At 43.1% G+C, this 21,568-nt stretch carries 15 protein-coding genes and 1 pseudogene; all 16 read right to left on the reverse strand.

Annotated features, from left to right (window positions below):
- Window positions 1-1,435, reverse strand: a 1,435-nt coding sequence (gene cobA, locus L692_RS0125975) for a uroporphyrinogen-III C-methyltransferase (protein WP_025702809.1), incomplete at its 3' end; no start/stop codon positions are given.
- Between the two features lie 9 nt (window positions 1,436-1,444).
- Window positions 1,445-2,401, reverse strand: a complete 957-nt coding sequence (gene hemC, locus L692_RS0125980; RefSeq protein WP_025702810.1) for a hydroxymethylbilane synthase — start codon at window positions 2,399-2,401, stop codon at window positions 1,445-1,447.
- A 4-nt stretch (window positions 2,402-2,405) separates the two neighbouring features.
- Window positions 2,406-3,053, reverse strand: a complete 648-nt coding sequence (locus L692_RS0125985) for a precorrin-2 dehydrogenase/sirohydrochlorin ferrochelatase family protein (protein ID WP_025702811.1) — start codon at window positions 3,051-3,053, stop codon at window positions 2,406-2,408.
- Between the two features lie 8 nt (window positions 3,054-3,061).
- The gene (gene ccsA / locus L692_RS0125990; protein WP_025702812.1) at window positions 3,062-3,889 is read right to left on the reverse strand and encodes a cytochrome c biogenesis protein CcsA; all 828 of its coding nucleotides are present in this window, start codon (window positions 3,887-3,889) and stop codon (window positions 3,062-3,064) included.
- A gap of 16 nt (window positions 3,890-3,905) precedes the next feature.
- The gene (gene hemA, locus L692_RS0125995; protein WP_025702813.1) at window positions 3,906-5,294 is read right to left on the reverse strand and encodes a glutamyl-tRNA reductase; all 1,389 of its coding nucleotides are present in this window, start codon (window positions 5,292-5,294) and stop codon (window positions 3,906-3,908) included.
- Between the two features lie 392 nt (window positions 5,295-5,686).
- Complete coding sequence (locus tag L692_RS0126000; protein WP_025702814.1) at window positions 5,687-7,225, reverse strand: glycosyltransferase; 1,539 nt, start codon at window positions 7,223-7,225, stop codon at window positions 5,687-5,689.
- Between the two features lie 82 nt (window positions 7,226-7,307).
- The gene (locus L692_RS0126005; protein WP_051503590.1) at window positions 7,308-7,961 is read right to left on the reverse strand and encodes a YdcF family protein; all 654 of its coding nucleotides are present in this window, start codon (window positions 7,959-7,961) and stop codon (window positions 7,308-7,310) included.
- A 58-nt stretch (window positions 7,962-8,019) separates the two neighbouring features.
- Window positions 8,020-8,784: pseudogene (gene tagH, locus L692_RS30285) on the reverse strand (teichoic acids export ABC transporter ATP-binding subunit TagH); the annotation flags it as partial.
- 12 nt (window positions 8,785-8,796) lie between these two features.
- Window positions 8,797-9,603, reverse strand: coding sequence for an ABC transporter permease (locus L692_RS0126015; RefSeq protein ID WP_025702816.1), 807 nt, complete (start codon window positions 9,601-9,603; stop codon window positions 8,797-8,799).
- On the reverse strand, window positions 9,600-10,892 hold the full coding sequence (locus L692_RS0126020; protein ID WP_025702817.1) for a nucleotide sugar dehydrogenase: 1,293 nt from the start codon (window positions 10,890-10,892) through the stop codon (window positions 9,600-9,602). Before L692_RS0126020 ends, L692_RS0126015 begins: the two co-directional genes overlap by 4 nt.
- Window positions 10,893-10,900: 8 nt before the next feature.
- Window positions 10,901-14,611 carry a CDP-glycerol glycerophosphotransferase family protein gene (locus L692_RS30890; protein ID WP_025702818.1) on the reverse strand — a complete coding sequence of 1,237 codons (3,711 nt, stop codon included), beginning with the start codon at window positions 14,609-14,611 and terminating at the stop codon, window positions 10,901-10,903.
- Window positions 14,612-14,636: 25 nt separating this feature from the next.
- Window positions 14,637-16,025, reverse strand: coding sequence for a CDP-glycerol glycerophosphotransferase family protein (locus tag L692_RS30295; protein WP_025702819.1), 1,389 nt, complete (start codon window positions 16,023-16,025; stop codon window positions 14,637-14,639).
- The gene (locus L692_RS0126035; protein WP_198027838.1) at window positions 16,019-17,098 is read right to left on the reverse strand and encodes a glycosyltransferase; all 1,080 of its coding nucleotides are present in this window, start codon (window positions 17,096-17,098) and stop codon (window positions 16,019-16,021) included. The genes L692_RS30295 and L692_RS0126035 overlap by 7 nt, the downstream gene beginning before the upstream one ends.
- Before the next feature lie 61 nt (window positions 17,099-17,159).
- Complete coding sequence (locus L692_RS0126040) at window positions 17,160-19,886, reverse strand: bifunctional glycosyltransferase/CDP-glycerol:glycerophosphate glycerophosphotransferase (RefSeq protein ID WP_025702821.1); 2,727 nt, start codon at window positions 19,884-19,886, stop codon at window positions 17,160-17,162.
- Window positions 19,887-19,921: 35 nt separating this feature from the next.
- The gene (locus L692_RS0126045) at window positions 19,922-21,223 is read right to left on the reverse strand and encodes a glycosyltransferase (protein WP_025702822.1); all 1,302 of its coding nucleotides are present in this window, start codon (window positions 21,221-21,223) and stop codon (window positions 19,922-19,924) included.
- Window positions 21,177-21,568 (reverse strand): glycosyltransferase (locus L692_RS0126050; protein ID WP_025702823.1); only part of this gene is annotated, 392 nt, incomplete at its 5' end. The genes L692_RS0126050 and L692_RS0126045, both read right to left, overlap by 47 nt.

A 21,568-nucleotide genomic window follows, 5' to 3' on the forward strand; every position in this document is an offset into this window, starting at 1 on the left:
GCGTGAGCGGGCCGATGCAGGCGATCTTGACCTTCTCCAGCAGTGGCAGCGGGTCTTCCATTCCCATCCTCTTCAGGATACCAAGGAAATTGTGCACGGTGGAGGAACTGGTAAAAGTAACAGCGTGTATCCGCCCTTCCTCCAGCAGCTTCTTAAGCTCTTCATCATCCTCGCCGGTAACGATGGTCTCGTACGTATCGATTTCCGTCACCGCAAGCCCCAGCTCAGTCAGCTTCTGCGGAAGCCAGTCCCTTGCCAGATCGCCGCGCGGCAGCAGCGCCTTCTGCCCCGGCAGCAGCTTCTCCCCGCAAGCTTCGATCAGCCCTTCCGCCTGGAACCTTGTCGGCAGCTCTTCCGCCACAAGACCTCGCTGGGCAAGCGCTTCGGCCGTCGCGGGACCGATGGCGGCGATACGGGCGCGGGACAAGCCGCGAATATCCGCTTTCAGCTCCGCCAGATGGCGGAAGAAGAACTCCACGCCATTTGTGCTCGTAAAGAACACCCAATCATATTCCGGAAGCTTCGCCAGCGCCGAGGCAACCGCCTCTCTAGTCTCCACGCTCTCCGGCATAATCGTCTCGATAACCGGGAATTCGTAAGGCTCTCCGCCCAGCTCCTCAATCCGGTCCACCAGCTCGCTCGCCTGGCTGCGCGCCCGGGTAACCACAATCCGCTTGCCGAACAGCGGCAGCTCCTCGGCCCATTTCAGCTCCTCGCGCTGCTTGACTACCTCGCCGACGACAATGACCGCCGGGGGCTGAAAGTCCGCCGCTTTGACTTTTTCTTCAATATCGGCGAGCGTGCCGATCAGCGTCTCCTGCTCCGCGCGCGTTCCCCAGCGAACCAGAGCGACCGGCGTCTCCGGCGAACGGCCGTGCTTGATCAGATTGCCGCTGATATAGCCGATTTTGCCCACCCCCATCAGGAAAACAAGCGTGCCCGTGGCATTCGTTACTTTATCCCAATGAATCGAGCGGTCCAGCTTATCCGGGCTTTCATGCCCGGTAATAATCGACAGGGAAGAAGCGTAATCCCGATGGGTGACCGGGATGCCGGCATAAGCCGGCACGCTGATCGCCGACGTGATGCCCGGAACGATCTCATAGGAAATGCGATTCTTTCGCAGCAGCTCCGCTTCCTCGCCCACCCGGCCAAAAATCGTCGGATCGCCGCCCTTCAATCTCACCACCGTCTTGCCCTGAAGCGCCAGATCGACGAGCAGTTGATTAATTTCCTCCTGCTTCATCGTATGCCGGTCCGGAAGCTTGCCCACATAAATCTTCTCTCCGCCGGAAGGCATCCATTTCAGCAGCCTGGGACTTGCCAGCCGGTCGTAGACCAGCACATCCGCTTTTTTGATGCATTCCATGCCTTTGATCGTTATGAGCTTCGCATCCCCGGGACCCGCGCCCACCAAATACACCTTGCCTGCCATTCTCTCCACTCAACCCCTTAGCTCTGCCAAAATCTTCTCCGCTCCCTTGGCGATCAACCGTCTCGCCGTCTCTTCGCCCACCTGAACCGGATCGGTGCCGGTGCAGCTCTCCTTCAAGATTACGGCTCCGCCCGGCGTTCCGACCATTCCGGTAAGCGTAATGCTCCGGCTGGCCTCCGCCCCGCTGTCTTCTCCGCTGCTCTCCAGTGTGGCAAAAGCGCCGATTGGCACCTGGCAGCCGCCGTTCAGCACGCCGAGAAAGCGGCGTTCCGCAGCTACCGTGAGCGCAGTCTCTTCATCATTATACAATGAAAGCAGCCGCCGCAGCTCGTCATCCTCCACGCGGCATTCGATGCCCAGCGCGCCCTGTCCGACAGCGGGCAGACATTCGCCGGGCGTCAGGTAGGCCGTCACCCGGTCCTGCCAGCCCATGCGGGCCAAGCCGGCCGCCGCCAGCACAATCGCATCATACTCGCCGCTCTCAAGCTTCCGCAGCCTGGAATCGATATTGCCGCGCACCGGCTCAATCACGAGGTCCGGCCGCAGCGCCGCCAGCTGGCTGGAACGGCGCAGACTGCTGGTGCCGACCCGCGCGCCCGAAGGAAGGTCCGCGAGCTTCAGTCCCCCGCGCGAAATCAGGCAGTCTCTGGGATCGGCACGCCGGGGAACCGCACCGTTGATAAGACCCTCCGGCAGCTCCGAGGGCATATCCTTCATGCTGTGCACCGCCATGTCAATCTCCCGTTCCAGCATGGCCTGCTCGATTTCTTTGACGAACAGTCCTTTGCCGCCCACCTTGGAGAGCGTTACATCAAGGATGCGGTCACCCTTGGTGACGATTTTTTTCACCTCGAATGTAAAAGGGAACCCATGCTCCGCGCAGAGCCGCTGCAAATCGTCAATGACCTGGCCGGTCTGCGTCAATGCCAGCGCGCTTTGTCTGCTGCCTACAATGATCGTTCGCATTCTTTTATTCCTCCCGATGTTGTGCAATCCAGGTCTCGATTTGATCCGAATCCCATGGCGTAAAAGCGCCCTCCCTGATCTTCTCCAGCACATCCAAAGTGCCGAGCCTCCTCAGCAGACGCTTTCGGGCCTCCGGCGACCGTTCCCGCCGTTTGATCTCCTGGCGCATCACATATATAAAATCCAGATAGGCCTCATACTCTTCGCCAAGCATTTCTTCCAGCAGCTTCGTAATTTCCGCAGTTATCGCCGGACCCGCACCCGAAGTCGACACCGCCACCGTCAGACGGCCCCGGCGCAGCACACCCGGCGTGATGAAGCTCCCGGCCTCCGCATGGCTGCCCACATTGACCGGCACACCCAGACGGTCCGCCTCGCGCGCCACTTCCTCGTTAACCGCCGGATCGTCGGTTGCCGCATAGACAAGAAAAGCTCCTCGGGCATCCCCGGGAGCATACTTGCGGTTCAGCCAGCTCACTGCCGCATTCTCCGATAGCTCCGCCAGCCGCGGCGTCAGGGCAGGGCTAATAATCCTTACCGCTGCCCCGGTCTCCAGCAGCCCGAGCGTCTTGCGCTCCGCTACCTTCCCTCCTCCGACCACAACACAATGCTTTCCGCGCAAATCCAGCATAATCGGCAAATAAACGGTCATTTTGATTCTCAACCCCCTCCCCAACGATGGAAGTCAGACCACGAATTCAGCAGAAAATTAAGAATGATAAACCCGTAGCCCGAGACCGCCCAGCGCGCCATAACGATACCGCTGCGACGGCCCGATCGTTTCAGAATAAGATAGGTTATGTAAATGCCGAGCCCGATAAGCGTGGACAGCACTTTTAAATCCTGAAGCAGCGGCAGCCGTCCTTCGGAGACAATCGAGATCCCGGCCACTACAAGCGATACCGCCAGCAGGGGCGTCCCGGCAAGCACGGAAGTGTATGCATATTTGTCCAGAACGTCCAGACTTGGCAGCCGCCGGACCCGATCATTCCATTTCTTGTGCTTCAGCCTGGTGTGGAGGAACAGGTACATGATTCCGAACACAGCCCCAAGCGTCAGCGCCGCAAAGCTTAAGTTGGCGAGAATAATATGCATGGCCAGCCAGCCGTGAACCGCCTTCCAGCTCTGAAGCGTGTGATCCTCCGCCGTGAGCCATAACCGGTTAAGGAAAAAAGCGCTGAACCCGGCCACGCCGAGCAGCAGCACCGTGAACTCGGAACGCCGCATAAAGGATTGGACCAGCGAGATCAGCACAATGGTAAAGGAGAACCAGAACAGAAAATCATACGGCGTAAAAATCGGCAGGCCCCGCTCCTCATAAAAGCGTATGCCGAGCCCGGCGGTCTGCAGCAGGCCGACAAAGACAAGAAGCCCTGTGCCTAACCGCTTCCGATCCGGATTCCGCTTAAGGCAGTCCGAGAAATAAAACAGCAGGCTCAGGGCGTAGAGCAGCAGGGCTGCGTCATAGATTCCATTCAGATAATGCATGCCGCATCCTCCTTACTTAGAGGCTTGCCGGAGCAAAAGTGGCCTTCGGCACAGCGGCATTTCCGCTGCCGGGCAGCAAGTCCGCCGATTGGCGGCTTCTCTCGGGAGCCTTGCTCCCGCCCTCCGATTCAGGCTCAAGCCGATCCTCAAGCGCAAAAATCTTCGTAAAGAGCTCAAGCGCTTCATTCCCGTTCTTGTCGCCGGACATTTCTTTGATGACATTGATCGGATCATGCATCATCTGATTGACAATGCTCTTGGTCAGCCGGCGGATAATTTTGCGCTGATGCTCATCCAGCTCAGGCAGCTTGTTGAACAGACTCTCCAGCGTCTCTTCATGAATGGCGCTCGATTTCTCCTGAAGCGCCCGGATGACCGGCTGCACGCCCAGCGTCTTGAGCCAATGCTGGAAATTGTCGCTCTCCTCCGTAATCATACCCTCAATCTTCACGGCTTCGCTGCGCCGCATTTCCATATTGCTCTCCACGATGCCCTCCAGATCATCAATATCGTACAGAAACACATTCGGAAGCTCCGAGGCGGATGGATCAATATCGCGCGGAACCGCTATATCAATCATGAACAGCGGACGGGATTGCCGGTTCTTCATGCTTTCCTCGATTCTCCCAGCCGTTAGGACATAGCCCTCCGCTCCCGTCGAGCTGAGCACGATATCGAACTCATGCAGACGCGAGGCCGCTTCTTCCAGCGTGCACGGACGGCCCTCGAACTTCTCCGCCAGCTCCGCGGCGCGCGCAAGGGTACGGTTCGCAACAATCACTTCCGCAGCCCCGCTCGCGTACAGATGCTTGACCGTCAGCTCGCTCATTTTGCCCGCGCCGAGAATCAGCACCTTTTTGCCGGTGAACCTGCCAAAGATACGCTTGCCCAGCTCAACCGCCGCATAACTGACCGATACCGCGCTCTCGCCGATGGACGTCTCGCTGTGCGCCCGCTTGCCTACCGTCACCGCTTGCTTGAACAGCCGGTTGAACCACGTCCCCGTCGCGCCCTCACTCTGTGCGGTCAGAAAGGCGCTGCGAACCTGACCCAGAATCTGCGTCTCGCCCACCACCATCGAATCCAGTCCGCAGGTCACCCGGAACAGATGCCGGACAGCCTGCTCATCCTCATATCTATACATATGCTGTGTAAATTGCTCACTCTTGACCCCGAACCATTGCTCCATAAAGCTGCGGATAAAATGCCCGCACATATGAAGCCGGTCCACAACCACATAAATCTCCGTACGGTTGCAGGTGGCGACGATGACCCCTTCCAGCACGCTCTTCGTCCGCATCAGCCGATGAAGCGCTGCCGACAGATCCTTCTCCGCAAAAGCAAACTGCTCTCTCACCCCGACAGGCGCTGTACGGTAGTTCAAGCCAACGGCGACGATGTGCATCTACAAGTTCACCATCCTAGTCTTAATTCGTTGCTGTATATAAGCATTCCAATTTCACACATTCGCTACACACTATATAAAGTATATCACACCGGACTAGCGCTTCTTACGTATTTTATGAATACTTTTTGAAATTAGAATGATTATAATTTAAGAAAAGCAATGAAGTTTTATATCAATTTAAACTCTCTAATATGATCATGGAGACTTCTGCTTCAGTAATTTCGACTCCTGCTCTTGTCCATCCTTTGTTCCTTTGATTCAAAAGACTTCCTACTACTATGAGCTTACTTGAACCGCAAGCAGAACTGAAAGTTTCTACTAAAGCGAAATTGAGCCATTGAAATTATCTCAACAGCTCATCTCTAAACAAATTTGACATTGAAAAGTTCCTACTTATTAGAGATTTCTTCTAAAAACTCAAGCCACTTTCGAGTATATTCTGCAAAACTAAACGTTTCGGATACTTTACGAGCCTCTTCGGACATTTTTTTCTTCATATCTGCATCTTTCAAAAACAAAATGATTACTTTTGCTAATTCCTTAATATTATTATTTTCAATAATAAAACCATTTACCCCGTTATTAATAATATCATTAGGTCCATAAAGGATATCATAGCTTATAACTGGCGCACCGGCTGCCATACTCTCGGTAATGACCAAGCCAAAACCTTCATGTTTGGAGGTGAGAACCGAAGCTGTTGCTCGCTCGAATACTTCGATTGCGTTAGAAGTAAATCCTTTTAGATACACATTTTCGGATAAATTCAGGTCCATAACAATACGTTTTAATTTTTCTTCTTCAGGCCCCATTCCCCATAACTCCAGTTTGGCTTGCGGAACTTCTTCAACAACTAACTTAAATGCTTTTATGAGATGGTCTAATCTTTTTCTGCCATCGTATCTTGATAAGGAGGTAATAGTAAAATCTTCCCTTTTACTATTATCAGTCTGAATAACAGGTGCACTGTGAGAGATGACCTTGTAATCTGTTAATTGGCCAAACTGCTTCTGGACATCATTTTTTTGTTGATCAGTCAAGAAGATAACAGCATCCAATTTCTTTACATTATTAAATAGATTCATTTTGTGCTCTTTAATTGGCGAACCGTAATGAAATGGTTCTTCAAAATGATTGTTATGCATTACAGCAACTTTTACTAACCTTTCATTTCTTAGACTCATAACAAGATTGTCAAGATTTCTAATGTCAGAAATAATGATTGGCTTAGCATCTTTTTTTAACACATATTGTTCGATCCAATATTTTTTTAATTCTTCTTCATTACGAAATTCTTTAATATGTTTATCGGAATCTTTGAATAAGTTTACTTTAGTAACAATACCAGTGCTCGAATTTATCCATGTACTCAAATAACAATAACCAGCTTGATTAAAATAACCTATTGAGTTCGTTTTGTTATTTTTCAAGTCCATATATTCTATTCGATTCAAATATCCTTTATCATCGTATGTCTCTCTTTTTACTCTATCACGATTTTCATTGAAGTAATCAATATATTGCAACCGTTCTTCTTTATCATAGAATTTATACTTAACGTATACTCCGTTTTTATATAATCGATATGAATTTTCCTTATCCCCCTTAGCAACTGCAAACCCTTTTTCATTTATGGGGTGATGTATGCTTTTCCTGCTATCCACATAACTGACCTCACTGTCAATCGCACCCAGTTTATCCCCCCCTAGTTCTTCAAACATATTGCGAAGAATAGCTTTTTTATCAAGTCTGCCGGAATCTAACAATTCCTTTCGCACCACATTAACATTCTTATTGAAAGTTGTGGATAATATTTCGACTTGCCTTCCCTCATAAATCAACATATTCACGCGGGTACACACCGATTTTCCCAATCCGCCAGTACTGGCTCTAAGCATATTTACTGTTATATATACTTTATAATTCATTTCAATCCTCTCATTCCCTTAATTTATTAAGCATCACCTTTTTCAATTCCTAAAACAGATCTACCGTAGCCCGAACAGTACTCTATTTAAACCATGCTTTTATCCTTCTTAGTATTTGTTTCGCCTGAGGTCCATCATATCCGAACATATTTCCTGCCACTTTCACATATTCATTAAAAGTTGTCTCTATGCTGTAATGATCTGCCCACCAACGGTTGGCTCTATATTTTGAGCTTGCCCCTATATAAATCAGCTTTATCCCTGATCCCTTATAACATCGACCAAAATTAAACCTGACTCTTCTCATATGATAATCAGAGGAAACAATAATTGCCGAGACGAAACCACGATTCTTCATGATGGGAAGAGTATTCTCAGCGTTCTGATAAGTGCTTCTTGCAGAATTCTCGGTTATGATATCCTCCCTGTCTACGCCAAGAGCGAGAGCGGCCTGAAGCATATTTCCAAGCTCTCCGGCTGATTCTGTCGCATTAGATAAAATGATATTCGGTGCATATCCATCCCTGTACAGTTCTACCGCTTTCTCCACTCTGCCATCCTCTCCACTAAGCACTATGATGACGTCAACCTCTTGAGGGGATTGGTTTATAGCAAGAAAGGCCCCAGCATAAAAAAAGAAAAAAAGAGAAAAAGAGCACATCAGAGCGACAACTAGCTTTAATCTGAAGTATTTCTTCTTTCCCTTCATAAAAGTATTCTTGTAAATTCCTGCCAAGCCCCACACCTCTTAATAATCCGCCATTCAATCAAACGATTTTTCCTGATCCCCAATGCTCTTCACGCATCAGCTTTTTCTCCTGCTCCGACATTTTGTTGAAGGTCGCCAAGAAATGCTTATAGTGACTAATAACAGTTTCTACCTCACCAAACTCCTGCAAGTTTCCAAAATGAAGCCATATGGCTTTGTCACAGAAGCTCTTGACTTGGGATAACGAGTGGCTTATAAAAAAAATAGTTTTACCTTTGGACTTGAACTCATTGATCTTGTTCAGGCATCTATCCGTAAATGTCTGATCCCCGACCGATAAAGCCTCATCAATCACCAGAATGTCTGGGTCAATATGAACTGAAATCGCGAATCCCAACCTTGCCTTCATTCCGCTTGAATAAACCTTTACAGGCTGATTAATAAATTTGCCAAGTTCGGCAAATTCGATAACCTTGGGGCGAATCTCAGCGATTTGTTTTTTGGACAACCCCATCATAAGTCCCTTAAGCTCAATATTGTCATATCCGGTCAACTGACCATTCAGCCCAGAAGAAATGGCAATCAGAGCAGCCGTTCCTTCAATCTGGATTTCCCCTTCGGTCGGTATGGTTACGCCTGCGATCAAATTGGAAAGTGTACTTTTTCCGGAGCCGTTAAGTCCGATAATCCCTACGACGTCGCCCTCTGAAACTTCGAAAGAAATATCATTTAACGCCCTGTGAGTAGCGATATTTTTCTTCACCGAAAATAATTCAAGCAGCTTCTCTGAATTCTTGATATACATTTTAAATGACTTGGAAACATGCTGAAACTTCACTTTGTAGGCCATTTGATCTCACCTTTATAGATAATCTACGAACTGTCTCCGCAATCGAATATGCAGCATGCCACCAATAAGAAAGAGCACCAGTGTTATACCCCAAAAGTACAACGTGTGAAGGGACCATATCATATTCAAATTACCATAGAGCAGGGAAGAACGGTAACCATTGATAATATAATAGATTGGATTCAGATTGATCGCGTCCTGCAATAACTGCGGTGTCTTGGCGTTCATCACCCACATTACAGGCGTTAGAAAAAACAGCATACGCGCCGCTGTCTGTACAAGCAGATGTACATCCCTGACGATTGTTGATAATGTCGAGGTTAGAAAAGAAAGTCCAACCAGAAAACAAGTCAGGGACAAACAATAGAAAGCAACTCCCGGCAAAGACATCCAAGTCAGTCCATGGCTGAAAGCAATAATTATACCAATCACTACCAATAATATCAAATGAGTATATAATTGAGATATTATAGACAACGTCGGAATAATACTGAGCGGAAAGTTCATTTTGGAGGCTGTTGCCAACTTGGTATACACCGAATTTGATCCTTGTATAATACCTCCACTGGTATAGAACCAAGGAATTAAACCACAGATCAGCCAAACAAAGAAGGGAACCCCATGAACAGGAGCGCCTCCGCGAATTCCCAGCCCGAATACAGACCAATATACTGCAATTTGTATCACAGGATTTAGAACCATCCATCCCAAGCCCAAGCGATTAGAAACATAAGCTATCTTAAGCTCGTACAGCGATAAACTAAATATCATATATAAATTTTTAATATGTTCTTTAAATATAATCCTCAATGATTTCATGCCAAAGCCGCACTCTTCCTGTTTAAGTATTCAAATAAATTACCAAAATCGACGACCTCCGCGTGCGTAATCCATGATGGATCGATACAATTGCGGGTGTCAAAGATCAAACGGTTTCGCATATTCCTCGTGATAAAATTATAATCGAAATATTTGAACTCGCTGTGATCCGTCAGCAACAGAAGCAGATCCGCCTCATTTACTGTCTCTTCTAACGAATTCAAGGGATAACGGGACATTTCGGCATTCACATGCGGATCATAAATCCCTAAATGATATCCTTGTTCCAGCAAGAGATCAACCACCTTGACAGCCGGACTTTCCCGCATGTCGTCAATGTCTGCCTTATAGGTTAAACCAAATACAGCAATCTTCATGCCGTTATTCTTCGGCAGCAGCCTTCCCACATGTTCTGCGACATATTGAGGCATATTCGAGTTAGTTTCTCGGGCCAAATGAATGATACGTGCTAAATCGGGAGACTTGGCTTCTATAAAATAAGGGTCTACCGCCAGACAATGTCCGCCTACTCCGGGTCCGGGCTGGTGCAGATTGACTCTGGGATGCTTATTCGCCATTTGAATAACCTCTAATGCATTAATTTCGAGATCATTGCACACTTTAACCAATTCATTGGATAAGGCAATATTGACATCTCTGAACGTGTTTTCCATTAGCTTGGTCATCTCCGCCGTTTTGGCGTTGGTCTGAATAATTTCCCCTTTTACAAAAGTTCCGTAGACTTCAGCTGCCGCCTGAGCACAAGCAGGAGTAATGCCGCCTACAATACGATTGTTGTAAACAATCTCCTCCATGATTTTACCCGGCATCACTCTTTCGGGGCAGTGAACTAAATATACATCTTCACCGATCACAAATCCCGCAGACTCAATCAGCGGTTTGATGTAATCATCCATGCTTCGAGGCGCAATTGTAGATTCAATAATAACGACATTACCGTTTCTCAAAAAGGGTAGAATATCCTTTGTCGCTTGAAGTACAAAACTGAGATCACAAGATTTATAGGTATCATTTAAGTTAGGTGTTGGTACCGCGATGATGAATACATCTGCAGGCTCCGGATTTGAAGAGGCGAACAAGTTTCCTTGCTCGACTGCACCCTTAACTAACTCGGGAAGCCCCGGTTCTTCAATATGAACTTCTCCTGCATTTATCATTTCAACTATTTTAGGCTGCACATCGACACCAACAACCTGAAAACCTTGCCGGGAAAATATTACTGCGGTGGGTAAGCCTATGTAACCCAAGCCTAGTATGCAGATTTTCATGTGTACCCTCATTTCTTAAAATACTGATTTTTTATCTTAAGCATAATTTTTTTTGTAATTTTGTTTCGACTCCCCATTCTCCAAACTCCTTGTATCAGTTTCTGAGATCTAAGTTTTTTTAAAACTTCATTTCTATGATTCTTGGTTACTGATAAAGAAAGAGACTTTTGGTTACTTATAATAGCATTAAAAATTCTTTCTGAATTACGATCATCAATATATTTAAAATACTTACTCCTCATTTGGGCATATTTATCTTTTTCTTTGAAATCCCTTTGGATGTAATCCTGAAGTATGTATAGTAATTCAGAATTATTAAACGCCCTATCTCCAAATAACTCATGATCCAAATCTAAATAGCTTCCTTGATATTTCTGATACTTATTAGCATCAAATTGATAGAAAATTGTAGGTTTGTTCATGTAATACATTTCCCAAGCTACACTTGAATAATCTGTAATCAAAAGCTTGGAACCCATTAGTATTTCATTAACTTTCAGTGAACCAAATTCATGGATTTTGACTCGATTGCTTAGAACCTTGAAATGTCCCACATGTTCGATGAATTTCGGATGAAGCAGAAAGTTTACCCATACATCCTCTTTTTCCAATATTTCATATAAAGCAGTTGATTGCAGTAAATCACTATAATTCCGGTAATAGTCAGTCTTCAAAAATTCCTCTTCAGGAATGCCATCCATCCAAGCTCTCCAGGTTGGCATAATGAATACTTCTTTTGAACCGTTGATTTGAGATTTGTCTTTCAGAGCATCCCATCGAGAAAATCCTGTAACTATTATTTCTTTATTATCGTAACCAAAGTAATTTTCTATTATATTTTTTTCATATTCGGAGGTGGCTACAAATAAATTAACAGCGCTGGTACGTGTTTTCTTAAACACATAATCTACTTTTTTAAGTGCTGTTACTCCGTGCTGCAAGAAAACAAACTTCTTGCTGTCCAACGCTTTCTTTAATTCTCCCTTTTGAATTCTGATATCATAACTGTGCCCTTTAGATTCCGAAGATATCAGTAATTTAGCTGCGAACAAATATAACATATGTTTAAAGGACATATATTTAATAACTTTATTTTTCATTTTTTTTAAATCTCTATAATCCGGAGTATCGCTCTTGATGATGTAGTAAAAGTTCCTGTTTTTGTTATTCTTATAGCAATATTCAAAGAAATAATAGCCATTATCTTGGGCTGTGCTGGAGAACTTTTCATAGCCGAGCCAGATGTTCTTACGGTCAAAATACCTCTTGAATAATTTATACACAAGGTAGGCCAGTTTTTCTTTATACTTATAAATGGCTGTTTCATAATCCGCCCGTTGACGGTAACATAGAGCCAAGGATCGATCTTGGGTAATGTATGGGTACAGCATGAACGAATTATCAAAATTGTGCTCGTATTTTAGAATTTCTGTATTAATACTATCGGCAATAAGTTTAGATGGGTTCTTAAGTTTGATATAAATAACTTCATCCAATTGATCAACCTGAACGACAGCAAACATATCCCAATAAAATGGCTGCCACTGGAATTTTTTAGGGTCTATTTCAAATGATACAGCAGTTTTATTCGCTGAAAGCTTGGACTCGTTTACTTCTAAATCATACTCTATCAATGTTGCTTTATTTCTTAATTTCAGCCTGATTTGTTTAACCTCAATTTGCTTTACATTGCTTACTTCAACTACTGCCTCCCACTTTAGGATACCGTTATGCATCTGGAAATGAGTAATTGAAGTTTTAGATTTATACTTTTCGTTAAACAGATTCAATTCCGGTCTGATCACAATGGAAAGCTCATTCTTAACGGTTAAGTAAGGGGTAACAACATTTGATGATGTTAATTCCTCCTCATCTTCTGACGATTCGACCATTTCCTCATTGGCAGTATTTTTTTCTATTGTAGTAAAATACCGTCCCGAGGCAGGCTTTACATTTTCGCTGAATAACCCTAGCTTGCCCTCTTCTATGACATTCGAGTAGCACAGTTGAGCGTAAGTGTCCCATCTGGATTCTTGATCAATGTAAAGATCGACAAATGATTGAATATCAAATTCCACACGGTTATTCGTAACATTAAAAGGAATTTCCCACTCTTCCTTTGTCTTTCTTTCCCTAAAAAATAACTTCATACTGTTTTTCAATAAAATTTCATCATCGAGAAATCCAAAGCTTACGGAAGTATTTCGAATCCTCAGATCATCTATTTCCAATAATGTTGATATTTTCGTATGAACATATGACGAGTACACTTGCTCATCTCCAATGATAAACATCATTTTTCTATCATTAGATATACAGCTAATCACTTGTGTTTCGTCTATCGGATAAGGCTTGCTATATCTGACCACTGGTTCAGACATCCAGTTAGAGTTGAGAACAAAAGAGCACAGGAGTATTTCTTTATTATCTTCCTCGACTAACTCAACACTATCTTTTTTATCTGATGTTTCCAAAGGCCTTAAAGCTACTGCCGTAGTGCCATTCGAAAAGGAATCCTCAGTATAAAGAAAGGTATCCTGTAAATTAACATCTTCAAATTCTATTTCTTCTATATGCGGCTTTTCCAGCCTTAATAGGAAAGTCCATTTCTCATTATTCTCATAGGTCCTTTCATTAAAAATCTTATCAACTTGCAAGGTAACTGTACCCCGATCATTGATATGAACAGCTTGTTCCGAAACCTCCCTATAAATTGAATGTGAAGATCCTTGAATAAGAAACTTTTTTTCTCGGAAACTATTAACTTTATCTAATTGGCCTTCACAAAGATGAAGCTCAACAGTCCCGTTATGAAAAACAAATTTATCAATATCTATATTTTCCTTCTTAACTACTGCACCTAGACTTTTCGCAACTGATACATTATCTCCTGCCAGACATGAAATTTCACCGCTAGTCGTAATATAGGGCAAGATATAATAACTATTATTAATCTTGATGGGATCAAAAAATTTGTTCTCTCCTCTTTTTACAGAACTGTCTTTAAATCCGATTCTGCTTTTGAAGACTTTGTGGCCCTTTCTAAATTGAATGTACAAATCGTATCGGTCGCTATAGTTGAAGTCCTCTTCAAGACTTGCTTTGATTCCTATGTGTTCAAAGTTTTTTTCAATAACTTCATGCTTGAGAATAATCGACTTTTTATTTGAACGATTTTCAAAAATAACCATAAAAGATTGAGTATCTTCAATGCTTTTTGACGTAACTACCAGATGAATCTCCTGATTAATAAATTGGAGACTCAAAGCGGTTGCCTTCAATTTGATTTCAGAAGTAAACGTCTTGATAATTTCACTGCTATTTCCAAAGACGATGGAAAGGGAATTTTTAGTCGTCAGATAAGGGATAGCGCTTGATTTATAATTAATTTGATAGCTGTTTACGCTGTATTTATATGCTTTGTCTTCCAAAGGCAAATTCTCAAGTACTGGCGTATAGGCTATCCCGATATCATCTTGTATAAGAACATCAAAAATTCCTTGCTTTACATTTTCATTAAAATTTACAACTGACAGAGATACGGATAAAACCGATTCCGATTCATGCCGTTTGATCTCGGCAGGCCATTCAAATGCTTCATTCGTTTTTCGGTCTACAAAGCGAAAGGAATAGCTCTTTCGAGTCAAGGTTTGATTGTCAATTTTGACTTCCAATCTATCCTTCTTCAATCTATAGCTTAGAAGCTGAACATTCATCATTTTACATTCTTCCTTATCATATGTTTTAGATCTTATCGACAGATGCAAAAATCCTGCTGCAATTATTGGCATCTACATTGTTGAACAGCAGGGCTCTACGTTCTTCCAGTTGGTCGTCCTCTACCCTTGTAGTAAACCATTGCTCAAGCTGCCTAAATAAATCTTCCTCTGTTTCCGCTACATTGCCCAAATCACTATATTCAATTTCCTCAATTGGTGAATGATGGTTATGATACGAATCGAATTGATAGAACAACACAGGTCTGTTCATATAGACAAAATCACTCGCCACCGAAGAATAGTCCGTAATTAGTATGGCACTGGATTGGATCAAACTTGCTGCTGACGTCAATCGACTATCAACAACCGTAATACGTTCTGAATCCAACTTAAAAGAAGAACTGTATTTCTGAAAATTATGATGCAGGTAGAACACAAGTTCATAGCTAAACTGATCCAGCAATTTTATCAGTCTCTGATTGGTTAACAACTGCCGATACGTCTCAAAAAATGTGCTGCTCTCAAACAACTCTCTGCTCTTATTGGCCAGATATCTTCTCCATGTAGGCATAACAAGGATTTGTCGCTTAGGATTTGCGTTAACTAAATTATCAAATCTGGCTAATCCCGTAACTAAAATCTCTTCATCACTATAGCCGAGAGTACTTTTTATGATTTCTTTCTCTTTTTCAGAGCTACATAATAGATAATCAATATTATATATATCTTTGTGCATGTACGGGGAGATATTATGGATAATAACTCCATGCTGCAAGCATATATTTTTCTTCTTCCTTAATCTGTCTGAGCTTCCGAAAAGCTTATTGAAATTCCTGGGAAGGAGGCTCTCTTTAAATGTCCACGCACTGATATATTTCTCAGCGGCCAGTACATAAACATGATGTTTGAAAGTGGAATGATAAATGATGTTCCCATAGTGGTTAATCTTCAATATATCGTTGGAGTTGGGGTCTATAACGTAAAAAATTCTCCTATGCGGATAATGCTCCCGACAGTATTTAAAGAACTCAAATCCATTATCCTCAGCCTGATCGACACGCTCACCAATTAGCCAAATGTCACCTTTGGAATGGAAACGTACAATAGCTGAAAGAGATACTACCACACTTTTGTACAGGAGGCCTCCAATTAGGCTAACCCCCCCTTTAACTTTCTTATGCATTCTTAGCAGCAATTTAGATAATCGGCTCTCATGCATTTGCCGGTATTTATTAATCCAGTTCTTATAGCCGTGAATTTTCTGATAATTCTCTTGAATTTGTTCCAGTAAATTGCTAATCTCGGAAGCAGCTTTAAGTTGGCCCTTTTGCTGTAAAGACTGAATTAGCTGAAACTCTCTACTTAACGGGGGGCTGCTTTCATTCACCTTGTTAGCTAGCTTCTGATTTAACATGAATTATTCCCCCATCTCTTCAGCATGTTGTTCAACTTAACGATAGGCTTCCACATATCCTTCTTCATGGAATGATATTCTTTGCGGTGTCTTGCCACACTCATTCGGGACGTCTCTTTTTCAAAGACGATATTCAAGTATTCAATACACTCCCAGTAGAGATTATGATGCAACAGATCAAATAACGTATCGTATTGGGGAAATAGTATTTTGAATAAGTGAATGTCGTAACCTTCCATTTTCTTCTCAATCTTCGATAGAAGGCTCATCTTCTCAATATCGGAGAAAAGAATAAATTCCTCGGAAGTGAGCACCCAGGACAGCTCCAGCAATATTCCTGCTTCATATAGACGCAGTAGTTTTTTGGAGAATATCTTTTTTCTCAGCTCATGGGAGATATCCAAAAAAGTAGAGACTGAATGTATAGCTGTTTTGCCGGACTGAACAAGACAGGATACGTATGGCAAATATGTAATTTCCTTAGATTGAATGAGAATCTGTAAAAAGAACGGCTTGTAATTGCCTACTATGTCCGACTTACTAATCGCCAGGTTACTTATTGTTACAAGGGACCTTCTGAATATTTTATTCCCGCTTGCATTTAGAGAAAGAATCAAAGCGGGCTCATTTTCAAGTGTAGTGTTGTAGAAATACTTTTTCATTTTCTCATATCCAAAGGTTGGATGTTTGATGTATGAATTTTGAGTGGTATCGAAATATACGTAGGAACCCATAATAATATCCGATTGATGCTTCTCTACATTTTCAATCATTCTCATAAAACCTTCCGGGTCCAAAATCTCATCTTCCCCAATCAGGCTAATATACTGTCCTTGACTAGCCGTTAATGCGAAATTAATCTTTTGAACCAGGTCATCGATATTTGCCCAGTGAAGCAGCTTACATTCAAATGGGTGGTCCTCCAATTGCTCAGATCGAAAATTGAACTTATTTGAAACAATCCATATTACCTCTAGCTTAACATTAAGCCTCAATTGATTGATGGCGAGAAGTGATGATTGCCAATGATCAGGATGATACGCAATAATTATGGTAAGCTTCACCTTTGCCATCGAATCATCCCCTGTAAATTCCAAATTTTAATACTCCTATAATCTTTGTGCATTATACTTGCTATATAGCTAATAGCTGAAGAAGCTTTATATATATCTGCTCACAGTGCTTTCGAGACTTAATCATAAAAGTACCGCTCTTTTTCATCTTTTCGTGCTTTATCCAGTCATTAACCGCTGCGATTTGATTCAGCAGTTCAACTTCTGCCTTGACAACTTCACCGAACAAATCCCGTTCATGATCAATGGGACCTTCATTATAATGTCGGGAGTAGAACTCCTCGTAATCAAATTGATAGAACAGAACCGGTTTGTTCATATAGGCAAAGTCAAACGAAACGGTTGAGTAATCGGTTATGAGCAGGGCATGTCTATTTAACAGTTCCTGTACAGCTTCTTCCCCCTGCCTGACGACTTTAATTCTTTCATGAAATACTGGTAGCTCCGAGAGCACCTTTTGGATCTGATAGTGAGGGTAGAATGTTAGTGTTAAATCCATATCCTCCAAAATATCGTGAAGTTTCCGATTTTGGAGTAGTGACAGATATGTCTTAAAATATCGAGAATTTTCAAGCTCAGCTCTAGATTTGATCCAGTTTCTCCAAGTCGGCATTAATAAAATTTCGTTGCCTTTGCTGGAATCCTGTAGCCCATCCCAACGAGCTAAACCCGTAATGGCAACCTCATCTTCGGTGAATCCGAATTCCTTGGTTATATGGTCCTTTTCAAACGCTGATGAAGTAATGAATAAGGAATAATCCGTCTTGTTCTTATGAAGCGAATGATTTACCCGGCTCACACCAATGACGCCATGCTGCAAAAACACTTTTTTGTTTCGCCGCCATTCAGGATAGTATTTAATGATCTTCTTATAGGATTCCGTATAGAAATTAGCAGATTCCAAATAACTGTTGATAGAACAATGACATGTCAGTAAATAAAGGGTATGACGAAGGCTGCCATACTGAATGACATTGCCCAAGGAAGAGATATTGCTGTAGTCTTCTGCCTTCTTATCGATTACATAGTAAGCATGAACACCGGGATGATTCGTCCGAACATATTTATAAAAATGGAAAGAGTTATCCTGAGCTGTATCCTTTCTCTCGCCTACCAGCCAAATTTGTCTGCGTCTCAGAAATCGGCCAATGAGCTTGTGTAACATTATTGATATAAAGGTGTCAAAGTCCTTTGATTTCAGGAAGCTGATATCATATCTGGCGTCCTTCAACATTCGGCTTGCTTTAAACTTGAATCTGCTCATTTTGCCGATTGGCTCCAGCGTTATATTCAGTCGATTATGCATAAACTCAGGCTTAATGTTTATCTTCTGAATTACTTTTGGTTTAATACTGTTTCGCAGTTGGGCCAGCGCCAGTTCCACTGGAATCTCCGTTTCGGCCGCATCTTTCTTTACATTCAAAAATAGATTCCAGCTTCCTTCTCCCAATAACTCCAGCAAATTTATTTCAACGATCTCAAAGCCTGAATCATTGTAATTAATCCGATTATTTGAAAATAAATAGGTTATATCTGTTCTCAGACAATTCCGGAGGGGAATCACATGAGTTACCGTGTTGTTCCTGAATACTAGACTTTTCCGGATCCCTTCTGCCGGCAGGCCTTTAATAAAAGCGTACCCGCCCAAATACAGCGTCTGTCCCTTTAGTTCCGCAATTTCAATTTTTGAAACGACTGTTAGTTCTCTAACTTGAAGTAGCTCCCGGTACTCCTGAAAATGATTATACCAAGAGTAATAGTAACAGTTGCTTTCTCTAATTAGGTCATTGTTAACCTCAAAATCAGGAAGTAGAGCAATAAAATTATCAAAATCCTGACTGCTTTTTCGCTTCAGAATTTCAAGCAGCAGTTGCTCTTCAGTGGTGAGTTCAGACTTGAACCTATCTGCTGAAATCAGAGACAGAAATTTTGTGGCGATTTCCATGAGTGCCATTCTTGACTCCTCATTCATGAATTCGGCCTTCATCATCATTGATTTCAGGAGAAATTTAAGCTGTCTTTTCTCAATCGGTTCAATATAATTGGCAACTTGCATTGATGCATATAACTGCTTAATCTTGCTTTGCAGCAGCAGCAGTTGCTCGAAGAAGCTGAGGGTGGGTTTGGAGCTAAGCGTATTACTCTCCTCATTCACCCTGTAATTCAAGATGACATCTTCCATTACTGCAATCCTAGCAGAAAGATGAGAACAGGCTTGAGTGAATAGCAAGTCTTCTCCGATATATAATTCTTCATCAAAAAATATCCCATGCTGGACAACCAGATTTCTTGAAAAGAGTTTGTTACCTACCGAGGGAGATAAGTTCAATTCATTATGAGTCCTGATATTTCTGACCACCGATTTCCGTCTATCAAAAAGAGGCTTTAAGTATGGGAGACTCCAGGATCTGCTCTCATTAAAGCAGCGGATATTTCCGATAGCTATCGAAGCCCTTTGCCGCTGCGCTAATAGGTATAAAGACCGATAAGCATCCTTATTAACATAATCGTCAGCATCAAGGAAGGTTATATATTCGCCAGAGGCTTGAAGCATTCCAATATTTCGTGCGCTGCTGACCCCTTGATTGGATTGCCGAATAACCTTAAGACTCGAATATTTCTCCAATAACTCTTCAATAACTATATGACTATTATCCGTAGATCCATCATCTACAAGAATAATTTCAAGGTTAGACAGCGATTGATCCAAAACCGAAAGCAAGCATTCAGTCAAGTATTTTCCTTTGTTGTAGTTAGTTATGATTACGCTCACTGGAACATACTTCACTGACCTCACCCTTAGTGTAAAAATGAAATGCGGTGTTAAATCGCTTCTAACTGTGAATGAATTTCTAGAAACAGTTTTTTCTCGTTCTCCCAATTATATTTAGCTTTTGCATACGAGCAATTTGCTTTCTTCAATTGATAATCTTCCGGATGATTTAACAGATAATTGACTGCCTCTGCGATAGATTCGGGATTATGTGAATCTACGCAAACTCCGATATTTTCCTGTTCCACAACCTTTTGAATCTCCGGAAAGCTACAGGCTACCACAGGCACAGAACTCATAATATACTCGAATAATTTGTTGGAAGAAGCGGAGTAATGATTGAAGCAGACATTATTAAGGATCTGGAAGCCTAGATAGGCATTACGTGTATAGTTTAACAATTCTTCGACAGGCACTTTTGGCATAAACCTCACTCGATCTTCAAGGTTCATGCTCTTGACCATTTCCATGAGTTCCGGTTTAAGCTTACCGTCACCGATAAGGACGACTACGCCACGTTCAAACTTAGGAGTCGCAAGTATCAATTTATCGAGTCCCCGTCCGGTTTGAATACCGCCTTGATACAGAAGGATCGGCTCTCCTCTTGGAATATCCAAAACTTCATATAAATCAACTTTATGAGATTCGGCCCTCTTGTAAGTAACAGGATAGTTATGGACCACCCTCGGGTAGAAACCGTACAAATCTTCGATGTACTTAGCTCGTGTATGATTCTCCATAATCATGACATCAATATGCTTTATGAAAAACCGCTCGGCTATACCATAAATTCTGCTATTATACCCTGTCCGGCTTGTCTGAACTTCATGGGAGTCGTAAATAAACACTCTTCTTCGGAATAGGCGGGCGCAGAGAAAGCCTTGGGGCATAGTGTTCAGATCATTGGAATGAACGATATCATAATGCTTCGCCAAACCAAATACTACCATCTGCATCAAAATATAAGTACGCAAATACAATGTCCGCAGCTTGCGCGGAAAGAATAAAAGGATTAATAGAAAAAAGAGCATAGCTAGAAAAGGCATATAACGAATGAAAGCAGCTGCAGCTATTATTACGCCTAGCTTGGTAAAAAGGTTGAATTTAACTATAGCGGTGACTCTTTTAACAGCTCCGCTCAGTAGGCTTAGACCCTTCAACTCATTTTTTACACGAATTACGGTAAATCCCTCCGGTCTCATTTCTCGTCTCGGCAAAGTCGGGTTCTTATGATCATGAATCGCTATCAGATCCACCGTATAACCAGCTTCGGCAAGTGCTGAGCATTCACGCAGTACTCGGGCGTCATTGGTGAAATGATTCCACACAAACATGCACACTTTTTTCTTCATACTCTCTCTCCAACACCTTAGTCAGTACTCTAATATTTTCTTCCCAGCGAAAATTTCGATAAGCATACTCCGAGCCGTTATCGCCTAATTGCTTCCTCAACGCTTCGCTCTCCATCAGCTCCATGATGTACCGCTGAATTTCTTCACTCCGTCTTGCCCTTGACACATACCCGCAGTTGGCACGCTCAATAACTTCTGCTGCATAACCAGAAATCGCCCCTACGATAGGTTTGCCCATGCACATATAATCAATAATCTTTCCTGGCAGCACTGTATCAAAAACATCTTCGTTTACCAGACTGACAAATGCGATATCGGCGGAGCCTGTAGCCTCTACGGCTTTCC

The organism is Paenibacillus forsythiae T98 (assembly GCF_000520735.1).
GTDB lineage: Bacteria > Bacillota > Bacilli > Paenibacillales > Paenibacillaceae > Paenibacillus_AQ > Paenibacillus_AQ forsythiae.

Bases quoted from the DNA above. Each gene is read 5' to 3' on its own strand.
- L692_RS0125985 (WP_025702811.1), bottom strand. From the start codon at position 3,053: ATGACCGTTTATTTGCCGATTATGCTGGATTTGCGCGGAAAGCATTGT.
- L692_RS30295 (WP_025702819.1), bottom strand. From the start codon at position 16,025: ATGTTAAATCAGAAGCTAGCTAACAAGGTGAATGAAAGCAGCCCCCCG.
- L692_RS0126045 (WP_025702822.1), bottom strand. From the start codon at position 21,223: ATGAAGAAAAAAGTGTGCATGTTTGTGTGGAATCATTTCACCAATGAC.
- hemA (WP_025702813.1), bottom strand. From the start codon at position 5,294: ATGCACATCGTCGCCGTTGGCTTGAACTACCGTACAGCGCCTGTCGGG.
- hemC (WP_025702810.1), bottom strand. From the start codon at position 2,401: ATGCGAACGATCATTGTAGGCAGCAGACAAAGCGCGCTGGCATTGACG.
- ccsA (WP_025702812.1), bottom strand. From the start codon at position 3,889: ATGCATTATCTGAATGGAATCTATGACGCAGCCCTGCTGCTCTACGCC.
- L692_RS0126015 (WP_025702816.1), bottom strand. From the start codon at position 9,603: ATGAAATCATTGAGGATTATATTTAAAGAACATATTAAAAATTTATAT.
- L692_RS0126020 (WP_025702817.1), bottom strand. From the start codon at position 10,892: ATGAAAATCTGCATACTAGGCTTGGGTTACATAGGCTTACCCACCGCA.
- L692_RS30890 (WP_025702818.1), bottom strand. From the start codon at position 14,611: ATGATGAATGTTCAGCTTCTAAGCTATAGATTGAAGAAGGATAGATTG.
- L692_RS0126000 (WP_025702814.1), bottom strand. From the start codon at position 7,225: ATGAATTATAAAGTATATATAACAGTAAATATGCTTAGAGCCAGTACT.
- L692_RS0126035 (WP_198027838.1), bottom strand. From the start codon at position 17,098: ATGGCAAAGGTGAAGCTTACCATAATTATTGCGTATCATCCTGATCAT.